Raw genomic sequence first — 12,820 nt, 5'->3', positions numbered from 1 at the left:
GGCGTCACGCCGCCGTAGCGTTGCCGTCGGGCCGGCCGGGGAGCCGACGGGCGTCAGTCGCCGGCCCCGGCCGCCTCGCGGTGGGTGAGGTTGGTGCCCGAGCGCGGGTCGAAGACATGCATGTGCGCGGTGTCGACGTACAGCTCCGCCGGGCTGCCCTCCCGCACCCGTGTCGCCGTGCTCAGCCGGGTGACGATCTGGTGCCCGCCGCCCCCGGTCTCCGACGCCCCGGAGTCCGCCGCCAGCTCCGCGAGGTCCGCGCTGTCGGCGGGCTCCCAGCCCTCCTCCGTGAAGTGGGCGAACACATCGGAGCCCAGCGACTCGACGACGTCCACCATCGCCGTGAACCGCGCGCCCGGCAGCTCCGGGTCGACCAGCGCCGCGTCCTCGAACGCCTCCGGCCGCAGCCCGACGATCAGGTCGCGCGGCGCGCCCGCCGCCTCCAGCCGCCGCCGCACCTCCGCGTCCAGCGGCAGGTCCCCGACCACCGTCCGCAGCGTCCCCTCCTCCAGGGTGGCGTGGAGGAAGTTCATGGCGGGCGAGCCGATGAACCCGGCCACGAACAGATTGCGCGGCTGGTCGTACAGGTGCTGCGGCGTGCCGACCTGCTGGACGACCCCGCCGCGCATCACCACCACCCGGTCCCCGAGCGTCATCGCCTCGGTCTGGTCGTGGGTCACGTACACGGTCGTCGTGCCGAGCCGCTGCTGGAGCCGGGAGATCTGGGTGCGCATCTGCACCCGCAGCTTCGCGTCCAGATTCGACAGCGGCTCGTCCATCAGGAACGCCTTGGGACTGCGGACGATCGCCCGCCCCATGGCGACCCGCTGCCGCTGACCGCCCGACAGGTTCGCCGGCTTGCGGTCCAGGTGCTCGGTCAGGTCCAGGATGCGGGCGGCCTCCTCGACCTTCTCGCGGATCACGGCCTTGTCGGTCTTCGCCAGCCGCAGCGCGAAGCCCATGTTGTCCCGCACCGTCATATGGGGGTACAGGGCGTAGCTCTGGAACACCATGGCGATGTCGCGGTCCTTGGGCGCCTTGTCGTTGACGACCTGCCCGTCGATGCGCAGCGTGCCCTCGGTGATGTCCTCCAGGCCCGCGATCATGTTGAGCGTGGTCGACTTCCCGCAGCCTGAGGGGCCCACCAGGATCACGAACTCGCCGTCGGCGACGGTCAGGTCCACGTCCCGCACGGCCACGGCACCGTCCGGGTACCTCTTGGTGATGCCCTCGAGAACGATCTCGGCCACTGTCGGTGCTCCTTGGAGGGAATGCCGTAGGGGATTGCCGTAGGGGAGGGGGGGGGATGGGGCCGCGCCGGTCAGCCCTTGACGGCCCCCGAGGTCAGTCCGGCGACGATGCGCCGCTGGAACAGCAGCACGAAGACGATGATCGGCACGGTGATCACCATCGCGGCGGCGGCGATCGACCCGGTCGGCTCCTGGAACTGGCTGCTGCCGGTGAAGAAAGCGATCGCCGCCGGCACGGTCCGCGCCGACTGCGTGGAGGTGAGGGAGATCGCGAAGAGGAAGTCGTTCCAGCAGAAGATGAAGACCAGGATCGCCGTCGTGAACACGCCGGGCGCCGCCAGCGGCGCGATGACCAGCCGGAACGCCTGCGCCGGCGTCGCCCCGTCGACCTTCGCCGCCTTCTCCAGATCCCAGGGGATCTCCCGGAAGAACGCCGACAGCGTGTAGATCGCCAGCGGCAGCGAGAACGTCATGTACGGCAGGATCAGCCCCGGCCAGGTGTCGAACAGGCCCAGCGCCCGCTCGATGTCGAACAGCGGCGACACCAGCGAGATCGGCGGGAACATCGCGATCAGCAGCGAGAGGCCGATCAGCAGCCGCTTCCCCGGGAAGCGCAGCCGGGCCACCGCGTACGCGGCCATCGTGCCCAGTGCCACGGCGACGACCGTGGCGATCAGGGCGATGCCGATGGAGTTGACCAGCGCGCGGGTGAACTCGGACGTCTCGAAGATGCCCCGGTAGTTCTCCCAGGTCCACCTGGTGGGGATGAAGTTGCCGTCCGCGAGCGTGGACGGGTGTTTGAAGGAGAGCGCCGCGATCCACCACACCGGGAACAGCGCGTACGCGACGACGACGACGTTGGCGACCGTCCAGCCGGTCAGATGCCGTTTCCCCGCACCGGCCATCAGCGGCCCCCTTCCCCGGCCCCGGGCGCCGCCGCCCCGAACAGTTTGACGAACGCGAAGGCGATCAGCGCCACACAGAGGAAGATCAGCACGGAGACCGCCGAACCGATGCCGAGGTTGAGCGCGGTGAACAGGTTGTCGTAGCCGAGGATCGACACCGAGCCGGTGCCGTGCGCCCCGGCCGTGAGCACGTAGATGCTGTCGAAGACGCGGAACGCGTCCAGGGTGCGGAACAGCAGCGCCACCAGGATCGCCGGTTTCATCAGGGGGAGCGTCACCCGGGTGAACCGCTGCCAGGGGCCCGCCCCGTCGACCATCGCCGCCCGCAGCGTCTCCTCCGGCACCAGGGCGAGCCCGGCGAGCAGCAGCAGCGCCATGAACGGCGTCGTCTTCCACACCTCCGCCAGGATGATCAGTCCCAGCGCCGGCCACTGCTCCGTCAGCGGGGCCTCGCCGGCCGGGAGCAGCGCGGCGAGATAGCCGGTGCCGGGCGTCCACGCGTACTGCCAGGAGAACGCGGCGACGACGGTGACGATGCCGTACGGGACGAGGATCGCCGTGCGGACCGTGCCGCGCCCCACGATCGTGCGGTGCATCACCAGCGCCAGCGCCATCCCGAGCACCAGCTCGACCGCGACGGACACGACGGTGATCAGCACCGTCACACCGAACGCCTCCCACCAGAACGGCGAGGTGAGCACCGCCGCGTAGTTGCTCAGCCCCACGAACTCGGCGCGGTGCGGGAAGCGCAGGTCGTACCGCTGGAGCGAGAGGTAGATCGCGTAGCCGATCGGGTACGCGGTCACCGCCGCCATCACCAGGACAGCGGGCGCGCACAGCAGCCAGCCGAGCCGGCGCTCCTGCCGCGCGCCCTCGGAGAGCCGCGCGTCGACGGCCGCCGCGTCCACGGCGTGGCTGCCGCCCCCTTCCACCGTGGCCCGTTTCACGGGATCAGCCCCTTCGACTGGAGGGCGTCCTCGATCTGCGCCGCGATGGTGTCCACGGACCGGCGGGGGTCGATCGCCGAGGGCGGGGACAGCGTGTGGGCGATGACGATGGACACGTTCTGGTAGGCGGGCGTGCGGGGGCGGATGCTCGCGTTCTCCAGCGACTGGTAGATGGCGTCGGCGAACGGGTAGTTCCTGACGAACTCCCGGTCGAAGTACAGCTCCCGCAGGGTCGGCGGCAGCCCGCCTTCGACGGCCGCGGCGATCTGGTTCTCCCGGTTGCGCAGGCACAGCGCCGCCTCGAACGCCTCCCGGGGGTGGCGGGAGTACGCGCCGACGGCCAGGTCGATCCCGCCGACCGTCGGCCGCGCGGGCCGCGAGGCGTCCACCCGCGGATACGGAGCCCAGCGGAAGTGCCGGAACAGCCGCGGGTTGTTCGCCTTCATCGACGGATAGACGAAGGGGTAGTTCAGCTGGAACGCCGCCGTCCCGGACTCCATGGCGAGCCGGTTCTGGTCCTCCATCTGGTTCGGCAGCGACGGGTCGGCCGCCGGGGACCTGGCGAGGTCCCGCATGATCGTCGCGGCCCGCACGGCGGGCTCCCCCAGGGCGGGGGCGGTCGCCCGCGCGTCGAGGATGGAGCCGCCCGCGCTGGCGACGAGCGTGTTGAACCAGACCGTCAGGCCCTCGTACTGCGCGCCCTGGATCTCCACGTGGTGCGGTCTGCCCTCCGCGGCCAGGCGGCGGGCGGCGGCCAGCATCTCCGCCCAGGTGCGGGGCGGCTTGGCCACCAGGTCGGAGCGGTACCACAGCAGCTGCGTGTTGGTGTTGTACGGCACCGCGTACAGCCGGTTCTTCCACGTCCCGGTCTGCAGCGGCACCTTGAGCGTGCCCTCCTCGGCGCGGCGGCGCAGCTCACCCGTCCACGGCAGCACCCAGCCGGCCTCGGCGAACTCGGCGGCCCAGGTGACGTCGAGGCCCATGACGTCGATCGACGCGTCCTCCGCGGCGAGCCGGCGCACCAGCTGCTGCCGCTGGCCGTCGGCCGTGCGCGGCAGCTTGTGGTACACGATCCGGTAGCGGCCGCCCGAGTCCCGGGTGCAGTTGCGGGCGGCGGCGGCCAGGGCGCCGGAGTCGTCGGGGAAGTTGTACCAGTTGACCGTGGGCGTCCCGGCCTGCGCGTCGGAGCCGCAGGCGGCGAGCGGCGAGGCGAGCAGAGGCAGCACCAGCAGCGCCCGCAGCCCGCGCACCGAGGGGCGGCGTCCCGGCGCGCGCCGCGCGATGCCCGCCCGGGAGCCGCGCCGGCCCCGCACCTGCCGCCGACGGGCGGCGTCCTCCGGGTCCTCTCCTGACATGCGCCCGACGGTAGGCCCCGCCGCCGCGCCCGCCCGCGCGGCACGGGCGCCCCGCCCCGTAGGGCCACCCGACTGGCCGACGCGCCTAGGGACGCGGCGGGTGCCTGCGGACCTGGCCCACCCAGAGCAGGCCGCCGCCGGCGGGGGGTGTGCGGCGGGCGGCCGGGCGCGGCGCCGGGCGGGGCGGTTCGGGGACGGCGGCGCGCCGGCGCGACGCGTCGTAGGCCGCGCGCCGCACCGGGTCGCGCAGCACCTCGTAGGCCGCGACGACCTCGTCGAAGCGGGCGGCCGCGGCCCGGCGTTCCGGCTCGTCGCGCGCCGGGGCGCTGTCCGGGTGCAGGGCCCGGACGAGCCCGCGGTACGCCGAGGCTATCTGCCCGGCCGTCGCCGTCGGCTCCACGCCCAGCACCGTGTACGGGTCGCTTCCTCGCGCCACGGTCATCACCTCGCAGCCGCTGCCCGCGCCCGGCGGGGCCCCAGGTCAGCCGAGCGCGCGCCGGTCGTGGTCGCTGGCGCGGCGCAGCTCGTCCGTCCGCCGCGCCACGTCCTCGACCCGCGCGGCGAGCTCCGGGTGCCGGCCGCGCAGGTGCGGGCCGGTGTCGGCGAGCGGTCCGATCAGACCGGCCGCGTCGTCCCCGGCCAGCGCCTCGGTCAGCCGGCCGATGGGGGAGCGGGCCTGCCGGGACAGGTCCTCGAGCGCCGTGATCTGCCCGGCGAGCTGCCGCAGGTCCGCCGCGTGGCGCCGGGCCCACGCGCTCACCGACCGGTCCGCCGCGCGCCGGTCGCGTGTGGCCTTGACCCGCTGGTCGCCGGTCGTGCCGCGCTCGCCGTCCGGCCGCAGCCGCAGATACCGGCGCTCCGCCGCCTGCCGGCTGGCCACGCCGAGCGGTCCGGCGAGATCGGCCCAGCTGGCGCCGGCGGCGCGGGCCGCCTCGATCAGCGCGGGCTCCCAGTCCGACAGGCGCCGGCGCACCTCCCGGAGCAGCAGCAGCGCCGCCAGGTGGTCCTCGGCCGCGGACGGCTCGGACCGCTCGCCGTCCGCCGGGGCGTCGTGCGCCGCGCGGATCGCCTCCTCGATGGTGCTCAGCGCCGCCGCGGCGGCGACGAACGAGCCGGGGGCCGGCGGTGAGGGCGGCGTCGGCCGCTCGGCTTCGCTCACAGGGCCTCCTCCACGGGATCGCGGGTTCGCTCGGTGTCCTCTCCTCCGACGACGGACGTCCTCTCCGACGACGGGGTCATCGGGCCGATGACGGTCCCCTGACGTCATCGGTCTGACGACATCCAGTGGTGTCATCGTTCCAATGACACAGAGGATTGTCATCGTTCCGATGACATGTTACAACGGGATACAGGTGACCGCATTGGCATGACGTGTCAAGTCGATGGAGGTGTCCGACGATGTTGATGCGCACCGACCCGTTCCAGGAGTTCGACCGGATCGCCCAGCGGCTGCTCGGCACGTCCGGCACCTGGTCGCGGCCCACGGCGATGCCGATGGACGCGTACCGCGAGGGCGACGAGTACGTGATCGCCTTCGACCTGCCCGGCGTGGACCCGGACGCCATCGACGTCGACGTCGAGCGCAACATGCTGACGGTGAAGGCCGAGCGCAGGCCGCAGACGAGGGCCGAGGACGTGCAGATGGAGCTGTCCGAACGCCCCCTGGGCGTGTTCTCCCGCCAGGTCATGCTGGCCGATACCCTCGATGTGGAGAACATCAAGGGCGACTACGACGCGGGTGTCCTGACCCTGCGCATCCCGATCGCCGAGCGCGCCAAGCCGCGCAAGATCGCCATCAGCGCGACCGGCGAAGGCTCGCGCAAGGAACTCGACAGCTGACGGACCCCGCTCGCAGCGCGACCGGAGGGCGGACCTCCTCCGCCCTCCGCCGGCCGGAAGGGGCGCATGATGCAGATGTCATGGGAGCCGTTCCTGGACGCCGTCCGGGAGCGCGGCGAGTACGCGTCGCAGCACGAGGCGGAGCGCGCGGCCAGGGTCGTACTGGCGCTCCTCGGCGCGCACCTCGTCGGGGAGGTGCGGGCGGAGCTCGCCGCCCGGCTGCCCGAGACCCTCGAACTGATCCTGCTCAACCCCCTCCAGGCCGCCGAGCCGCTCTCCCCGGAGCGGTTCGTCCGCGCCACCGCCGCGTGGATCGAGGGAGCCACCGAGGAGACCGCCAAGTGGGACGTCGGCGCCGTGCTGAGCGTCGTCGCCGAGGCGGCGGGCGCCGACCTCATGCGCCGGGTCCTCCTCCAGCTCCCGCCGGGGTACGACCTTCTCTTCGGCCGCCCGCCGGCGGCCTGACCCACCACCCAGACGACGCACGGCCGCCCGCCGGGGCGACCGGGGAGGAAAGGCTTATCCGCATGACGTGGCAGGAACTCGTGGACCGCATCCGCACCGCCGGCCGCTACGAGACCGACGCGGAGGCCGAGCGCGTGCTGCGGGACGTGCTGACGGTACTGGGCGGCCATGTCATCGGCGACGAACGCTGCGAGCTGGTACGCCTCCTGCCCGCCGAGGCGGGCGCGCTCCTCGCCGCGCAGATCCCGGTGACCGAGCCCGTCACGGCCCCCGAGTTCGTGGAGCGCGTCGCCCGCCGCCTGGCGCTCACCCCGGCGGAGGCCCGCTGGGCCACCTCCACGGTCCTGACCGTCGTCGGCGCGTACGTCGGCGACGACCTCACCCGGCGCATCCTCGCGGGCCTGCCGCGCGGCTACGCCCTCCTGTTCGGCCTGGCCGACCTCGCGCCCGCGGCCTGACGCCGGGGGCATCGGGCCCGCCGTGCGGGAGGGCCGGCCGACGCGGGCCGGGGCGGGCGTCCGCCGTGCCGTCCTCGTCCCGGGGCGGCGCGCGCCCCGGCCGGGCGCACAGCCCCGCCACCGCCCGGCACAGCGGGTACGCCCCCAGCCGCCGCGCCCCCATGGCAGAACGGACACTCGGTCCGACGGCTTGTCAGATGATTTGATGGGCTCACGCGTTCGACGGGGATCGGGCGCGTCACGGTTCGGACGGTCCGGGAGGGGACGCGGCATGCGGAGGATCTTCAGCCAGGGGTGGCGCAGGCTGGGTGTGGCGGGGGCGGCGGGGACGCTGCTCGCCGCCGGACTGGCCGGTGCGGGCGGTGCGGCGGCGCACGCCGCGGAGGGGACCGCCGGGTCGGTCGTCCTCACCACGCCCGGGGTCGCGGCGGGCGGCCAGACCACGCACACGGTGACCGTCGACACGGCGGAGGGCGGGGTGCTGACCCTCGGTTTCGCCACCGCCGACGACCAGCGGCCCTGGGGCTCGCAGGACGAGTGGAGCATCGGCCTGACGGTCGGCGCCCCCGACGGCGCGCCGCAGCCGTGCGCGTACCCGGGAAGCCTGCTGCTCACCGAGCGGGTGCGCTGCGAACTCCCCGCCGGCACGCACACGCTGGCGTACCGGGTGGCCGCGTCCGCGTCGGTGCCGTCCTGGCACGTCGCCGTGGACGCCCGCTTCACCCCGGCGTCCGGCACGGGCGGCGCGACGGCCGCCGGGCGGTTCGACGTGGCCGGGGTGAGCGCGGTGCCGATGGACTGGGAGGTCCTCGCCCGCGACCGGCAGGGCGCCGTACGGGCGTACAGCTACTACCGGGGCGAGGGCTCCCCGCTGGACCGCGAGTGGGGCGAGAGCCTGGGCGTGGACTGGGGGGCGTACGACCGCCTCACCAAGCTCGCGCCGATCGACGTGCGGGGCCGCGGCGGTGACGTGGTGACCAGGGACGCGTCCGGGGTGCTCTGGTACCACCGGCTCGCGGGCGGCGGGCGGACCGCGTTCGAGGCGCCGGCGCGGGTCGGCTCCGGCTGGGGTGTGTACCGCTCGATCCGGGGCGCCGGAGACCTGACCGGAGACGGCCGCCACGACCTGATCGCCGTGGACGGTTCGGGCGTGCTGTGGCTGTACCTGGGCACGGGCGACCCGGCGCGGCCCTTCGAGGCGCGGCGCCAGGCCGGCACCGGCTGGGGCGTCTACACCTCGCTGACCGGCGGTCTCGACATCACCGGCGACCGGAAGGCCGATCTGATCGCCCGTGACGCCGCCGGCGGCCTGTGGCTGTACCGCGGCACCGGCGACGCGGCGGCCCCCCTCCACGCGCGTGCGCAGATCGGCACGGGCTGGAACATCTACGACACGCTGATCGCGTACGGCGATGTCACCGCGGACGGCAACCCGGAGCTGCTGGCGCGTGACACGGCCGGTGTCGTCTGGCAGTACACGGGCACCGGCGACGCGTCGGCGCCTTTCCGGGCGCGTGTGCGGGTCGCCTCGTACTGGGACGGCTTCGACGCCGTCCTCTGACGCCGGGGCGCGGTGAGCGGGGCGGTCCGCCGGATCAGGCGGACCGCCCCGTCGTCTCACTGGGCCGTTCCGGGCTCACCGGGCCGTTCCGGGCGCGGCCGTCACGGCCGTCCCCGGGCGGGGCCGTCCTCGCGGCGCGGCGCCGCTCAGGCGGTCAGCGGGCGGAAGTGGCGGGCGAGGGCCCAGGCGGCGATGCGCTGGCCCGTCGCGGTGCCGACCTCGTTCGCCGTACGGGTGTGGATGCCGCCCCACATGCGGGCGCCCTCGACGTCACTCGTGTAGTGGTCGGGAACGTGGTAGTGGCGGGTCTTCTTCATCATGACCGACGTGACGCGCAGGTCCAGGTCGGGGCGGTCCGACAGGGTCGTCAGCGTCCGCACCAGGGCGCCCGCGGTCGTGGTGTGCCCGCTGAGGTAGTCGGGGTGCGAGGGGGTGACGAGGAAGGGCTCCCACGCGGGGTCGGCCTCCGTCAGCGGGTTGCCGTCGTTCTCCGCCTCGCGGATCGCGGTGACGGGGCGCCAGGAGCCGTAGTGCAGCTTGGCGTCCCACGCGGCGATGGCGGCGTCCACCTGGACGGTGTTGACGGCGGCGAAGAGGCGGGCCGTGTCGACCAGGTCGAGGCCGTGCCGCTCGGCACGGTCGGCCAGGGCGCCCTGCAGGTCCACGGTGGTGAAGAAGCGCGCCGTCTCCGTCTGCTCCGCGGTGCGCACGGTGCTCGTCTTCGCGCCCACCGCCTTCACCTCGATCAGGTCGGCGGCATAGCGGGCGGACGTCAGCGCGGGAGGCGCCGCGGGCCGGAAGTGGTCGGGCCGCTCGATGAGCATCGGGCGCAGACGCCCCAGCCACGAACTGGTGAACGGCTGCTGCGCGGGCGGCGTGGGCCGCCACACCCCGAGGGCCGGCGAGGTGGTGAAGGGGACCTGGGCGCCGAAGCCGTCGTCCTTGCGCAGCGCGACCATGTGGGCCGCCGCGCGGCGGCCGAACTCCACGCCGGCCTTCTCGGCGGGCCCGTCCGGCACCTCGGCGAGCGAGGCGGCGTAGGCGCTCTCCAGCTTCGGCTCGGCCTGGGGGAAGTAGTGGAGCAGCACGTCGTGGGCGGCGGTCGCGGCGGCGGCCACGGAGGACGCCGAACCGGGCCCCCGCTCGCTCCAGCGGTACGGCTCGTAGCGGCCCTCGATGCCGACGACCGCGTTGTACATGCCCGCCGAGACGACGGCGTGCCAGACGGACGTCTCCGACGAGTTCGACTTGCCTTCCGGGTCGACGACCTCGCCCGTGAGCCGGGCCCAGTCGGCGATGACGGCGCCGGGCGCCGAGACGGCGGGTTCCGCCTGTGCGACGGACGCCGGGACCGCGGCGGCGGTGGCGGTCAGCCCCAGCAGCGCGGCTGCGGCGAGGAGGGTCCGGCGCGGTGACATCCTCAGTGGTGTTTTATGCACGATTTCGCCCCTGTTTGGTCAGTTTGCGACATCCTCACCCTCGCGGCCGGGGCGGGAACCGCAACCGCTGCCGGCGGGTCGCGCGCCCGTCCGGGCGCCGGGTCCACCCGAACGGAGGCGACTCCGGACCTATGTCTGATTTGGGGTGTTTGTGAGATTTGCCGACTGGTGGTCAATTGGCGCAATTTTGCGGTGTGGTGAGGGCAACGCCACCGCCGCCCGTAATCCGTGATGTCGGTCACGGCGGTCCGGAGGGGAAATCGCGCGTACGCCGCGCGGTGGTACGGAATTTCGCCGCCACCGGCCCCGGAAATGGATCTTCGCGGGAAATTCCCGGCCTTGTTCCGCCCCGCGGATGTCGTTTACGGTCACCGTCATTCCGGAGGGAACGCCGAATCCTGCCGCCTTCCGGGCTCCAGCACTCACACATTCACGCTCGGCAGGAGCGGGGGAACCAGGTAAGCCGCCGTTCCGGTCATCCGGAACGGCTTGGGGTGAAGTCGCGGGCGACCGCGGCCGGGCATCTCCAGCCCGAACCCGACAGCTCACCTCGCAGGCGTCGGAGAGGAAACGCCCCATGCCCGCACAGGGTAAGCACCGTCGCCCCAAGAGCAGCCGCCTCAGCCGTGGACTCGTCGTCGCGAGCACCGGCGGAGCCGCCCTCGCCCTGCCCCTGACCGGCGCGGCCACCGCCTCCGCCGCCCCGAGCGCGGCCCCCGCCGCGATCTCCGTCGCCGCCCAGGCGCCCGCCGCGGCGCCCGCCGCCGTCAAGGCCGCCAAGACCGTCACGCACACCGTGGTCGCCGGCGACACCCTTTCCGGCATCGCCGCCGAGCACTCCCTGAGCGGCGGCTGGAAGAAGCTCTACGCGGACAACAAGAACGCCATCGGTGACAACCCGTCACTCATCCGTCCGGGTCTGAAGCTCACCGTCGGCGCCAAGGCCCCGGCCGCGGCGAAGGCCGCCGCCGAGCGTTCCACGGCCGTCCGCGCCGACCGTTCCGCCGCCCGCACCGCCGTCGTCCAGACCGCCGTGAAGTCCTATGCCGACAACCTCGACGGCTGGATCAAGGAATCGCTGGACATCATGGCCCAGCGCGGAATTCCCGGCACTTACGAGGGAATTCACCGCAACATCATGCGCGAGTCCTCCGGAAATCCGCTCGCGATCAACAACTGGGACTCGAACGCCGCCGCCGGTACGCCCTCCAAGGGCCTCCTCCAGGTGATCGACCCCACGTTCCGCGCCTACCACGTGCCCGGTACGCCGTTCGACCCGTACGACCCGGTCGCCAACATCACGGCCGCGTGCAACTACGCCGCCGACCGGTACGGCTCCATCGACAACGTCAACGGCCCGTACTGACCCCGACCGCCCGCGGGGCACCCGACGCGCCGACCGACCGGCCCGCCGGGTGCCCCGCGGGCGCCGCGGCCTCCCCGGCGATACGGCCCCGCCGGGGGAGCGGGGCCGTACCACCGGGGACCGGCACGGCCCCGCCGGCCGGCGCGCCCCTGCCGTGGCACCGGCTCCGCCGGGCGCCCGCAGCGGTGCCGCGCCCCTCAGCCGTAGAGCGCCGGGCGCTCCACCAGCTCCACCTCCACGCGCCGCCCCTCCGCGCGCGAGCGCAGGCCCGCCTCGCAGACGGCCGCCGCCGCGTACCCGTCCCAGCAGCCGGGCCCGGTCACCTCACCGCGCAGCGCCGCGTCCACCCAGGCCCGCACCTGCCGGTCGTACGCGTCCTCGAACCGCTCCTCGAAGCCGGGCGCGATCGGGCCGCCCCACCGGCCGCCCGTGTTGACCAGCATCCCGTGCGCCTCGCCGATCCGCGCGGTGCCGTTCTCGCACACCGCCTCGGCCTGCACCTGGTACCCGAAGCGGCAGTTGACGTAGATCTCCACATCCGCGAGCGCCCCGCCGTCCGTCTCGAACACCACGAACTGCGGGTCGTCCACGCCTTCCGGGGCGTTCCCCGACGGCCTCGGCCGCATCACCGTCACCGCGGTGATCTCCTGGCCCAGCAGCCATCGCGTGGCGTCCATCTCGTGGACCACCGAGTCCGCCAGCAGCATCTCCCCGGTGAACCAGGGCGGCGACGCGGCGTTGCGGTGCCGCTGGTGCAGCATCAGCGGCCGCCCGAGACCGCCGCCGTCCAGCAGCGCCTTCAGCCGCGTGTACTCCGTGTCGTACCGGCGCATGAACCCCACCTGCACCAGCCGCCTCCCCAGGCGCTCCTCCGCCCGCATCACGCGCAGCGCGGACGCGGCGTCCGGGGTGAGCGGCTTCTCGCACAGCACCGGCAGGCCCCGCCCCAGCGCCTCGATCAGCGCCGCCTCGTGCGCCGCGCCCGGAGAGGCGACCAGCACGGCGTCCACGCCGGGCGCGCCGATCGCGGCGGCCGGGTCCGTGTACGCCGTACAGCCCTCGACCGCGTCCGCGACCGCCTTGGCCCGCTCGCCGTCCACGTCCGCGACGGCGGCCACCCGCGCCCCGCTGATCACCCGGTCGATGCGGCGCACATGGTCGGCGCCCATCCGCCCCGCCCCGACGACGGCCACGCCGAGCGTCCCGCCTCGTGTCATGGTCCCGTTCTCCTTCCG

General features: G+C 73.9%; 13 protein-coding genes and 1 riboswitch. Of the genes, 5 read left to right on the top strand and 8 right to left on the bottom strand.

Going from position 1 to position 12,820, the window contains the following annotated elements:
• Window positions 1-53: 53 nt before the first annotated feature.
• The 6 genes from ACSUPT_RS01880 to ACSUPT_RS01855 all read right to left on the bottom strand — a co-directional run bounded on the left by ACSUPT_RS01880 (window position 54) and on the right by ACSUPT_RS01855 (window position 5,616).
• A complete protein-coding gene (locus tag ACSUPT_RS01880) occupies window positions 54-1,250 on the bottom strand; it encodes an ABC transporter ATP-binding protein (RefSeq protein WP_361664200.1) in 1,197 nt (398 codons plus the stop codon).
• A 71-nt stretch (window positions 1,251-1,321) separates the two neighbouring features.
• The gene (locus tag ACSUPT_RS01875; protein WP_351963589.1) at window positions 1,322-2,155 is read right to left on the bottom strand and encodes a carbohydrate ABC transporter permease; all 834 of its coding nucleotides are present in this window, start codon (window positions 2,153-2,155) and stop codon (window positions 1,322-1,324) included.
• Window positions 2,155-3,087: a carbohydrate ABC transporter permease gene (locus tag ACSUPT_RS01870; protein WP_436946158.1), complete on the bottom strand. Its 933-nt coding sequence runs from the start codon at window positions 3,085-3,087 to the stop codon at window positions 2,155-2,157. The genes ACSUPT_RS01875 and ACSUPT_RS01870 overlap by 1 nt, the downstream gene beginning before the upstream one ends.
• 11 nt (window positions 3,088-3,098) lie before the next feature.
• Window positions 3,099-4,457: an ABC transporter substrate-binding protein gene (locus tag ACSUPT_RS01865; RefSeq protein ID WP_351963588.1), complete on the bottom strand. Its 1,359-nt coding sequence runs from the start codon at window positions 4,455-4,457 to the stop codon at window positions 3,099-3,101.
• Window positions 4,458-4,542: 85 nt separating this feature from the next.
• Window positions 4,543-4,893, bottom strand: coding sequence for a J domain-containing protein (locus tag ACSUPT_RS01860; protein ID WP_436943303.1), 351 nt, complete (start codon window positions 4,891-4,893; stop codon window positions 4,543-4,545).
• Between the two features lie 45 nt (window positions 4,894-4,938).
• Window positions 4,939-5,616 (bottom strand): type III effector protein, encoded by a 678-nt coding sequence (locus ACSUPT_RS01855; protein ID WP_436943302.1) that lies wholly within the window; start codon window positions 5,614-5,616, stop codon window positions 4,939-4,941.
• A gap of 239 nt (window positions 5,617-5,855) precedes the next feature.
• Between ACSUPT_RS01855 and ACSUPT_RS01850 the strand changes: the two genes are divergently transcribed.
• The 4 genes from ACSUPT_RS01850 (at window position 5,856) to ACSUPT_RS01835 (ending at window position 8,780) form a co-directional block, all read left to right on the top strand.
• Complete coding sequence (locus ACSUPT_RS01850) at window positions 5,856-6,296, top strand: Hsp20/alpha crystallin family protein (RefSeq protein WP_351963585.1); 441 nt, start codon at window positions 5,856-5,858, stop codon at window positions 6,294-6,296.
• A 69-nt stretch (window positions 6,297-6,365) separates the two neighbouring features.
• Entirely contained in the window at window positions 6,366-6,761 is a 396-nt protein-coding gene (locus ACSUPT_RS01845) for a DUF2267 domain-containing protein (RefSeq protein WP_436946157.1), read from the top strand.
• 62 nt (window positions 6,762-6,823) lie between these two features.
• Complete coding sequence (locus tag ACSUPT_RS01840; protein WP_351963584.1) at window positions 6,824-7,219, top strand: DUF2267 domain-containing protein; 396 nt, start codon at window positions 6,824-6,826, stop codon at window positions 7,217-7,219.
• A 271-nt stretch (window positions 7,220-7,490) separates the two neighbouring features.
• The gene (locus tag ACSUPT_RS01835; protein ID WP_404143782.1) at window positions 7,491-8,780 is read left to right on the top strand and encodes an FG-GAP repeat domain-containing protein; all 1,290 of its coding nucleotides are present in this window, start codon (window positions 7,491-7,493) and stop codon (window positions 8,778-8,780) included.
• Between the two features lie 146 nt (window positions 8,781-8,926).
• On the opposite strand, the gene ACSUPT_RS01830 is transcribed toward ACSUPT_RS01835, so the two are convergent.
• The gene (locus ACSUPT_RS01830; RefSeq protein ID WP_365729877.1) at window positions 8,927-10,198 is read right to left on the bottom strand and encodes a vanadium-dependent haloperoxidase; all 1,272 of its coding nucleotides are present in this window, start codon (window positions 10,196-10,198) and stop codon (window positions 8,927-8,929) included.
• 434 nt (window positions 10,199-10,632) lie between these two features.
• Window positions 10,633-10,793: riboswitch (cyclic di-AMP (ydaO/yuaA leader) on the top strand.
• Between the two features lie 3 nt (window positions 10,794-10,796).
• On the opposite strand from ACSUPT_RS01830, the gene ACSUPT_RS01825 reads away from it, so the two are divergent.
• Complete coding sequence (locus ACSUPT_RS01825; RefSeq protein WP_361665152.1) at window positions 10,797-11,585, top strand: transglycosylase SLT domain-containing protein; 789 nt, start codon at window positions 10,797-10,799, stop codon at window positions 11,583-11,585.
• Window positions 11,586-11,782: 197 nt separating this feature from the next.
• Here the strand turns inward: ACSUPT_RS01825 and ACSUPT_RS01820 are convergent, their stop codons facing one another.
• Window positions 11,783-12,802: a Gfo/Idh/MocA family protein gene (locus ACSUPT_RS01820; protein WP_399218054.1), complete on the bottom strand. Its 1,020-nt coding sequence runs from the start codon at window positions 12,800-12,802 to the stop codon at window positions 11,783-11,785.
• Window positions 12,803-12,820 lie beyond the last annotated feature (18 nt).

Source organism: Streptomyces sp. SudanB25_2051, from assembly GCF_964272635.1.
Classification (GTDB): domain Bacteria; phylum Actinomycetota; class Actinomycetes; order Streptomycetales; family Streptomycetaceae; genus Streptomyces.
This window is presented reverse-complemented; position numbering and strand designations above follow the sequence as displayed.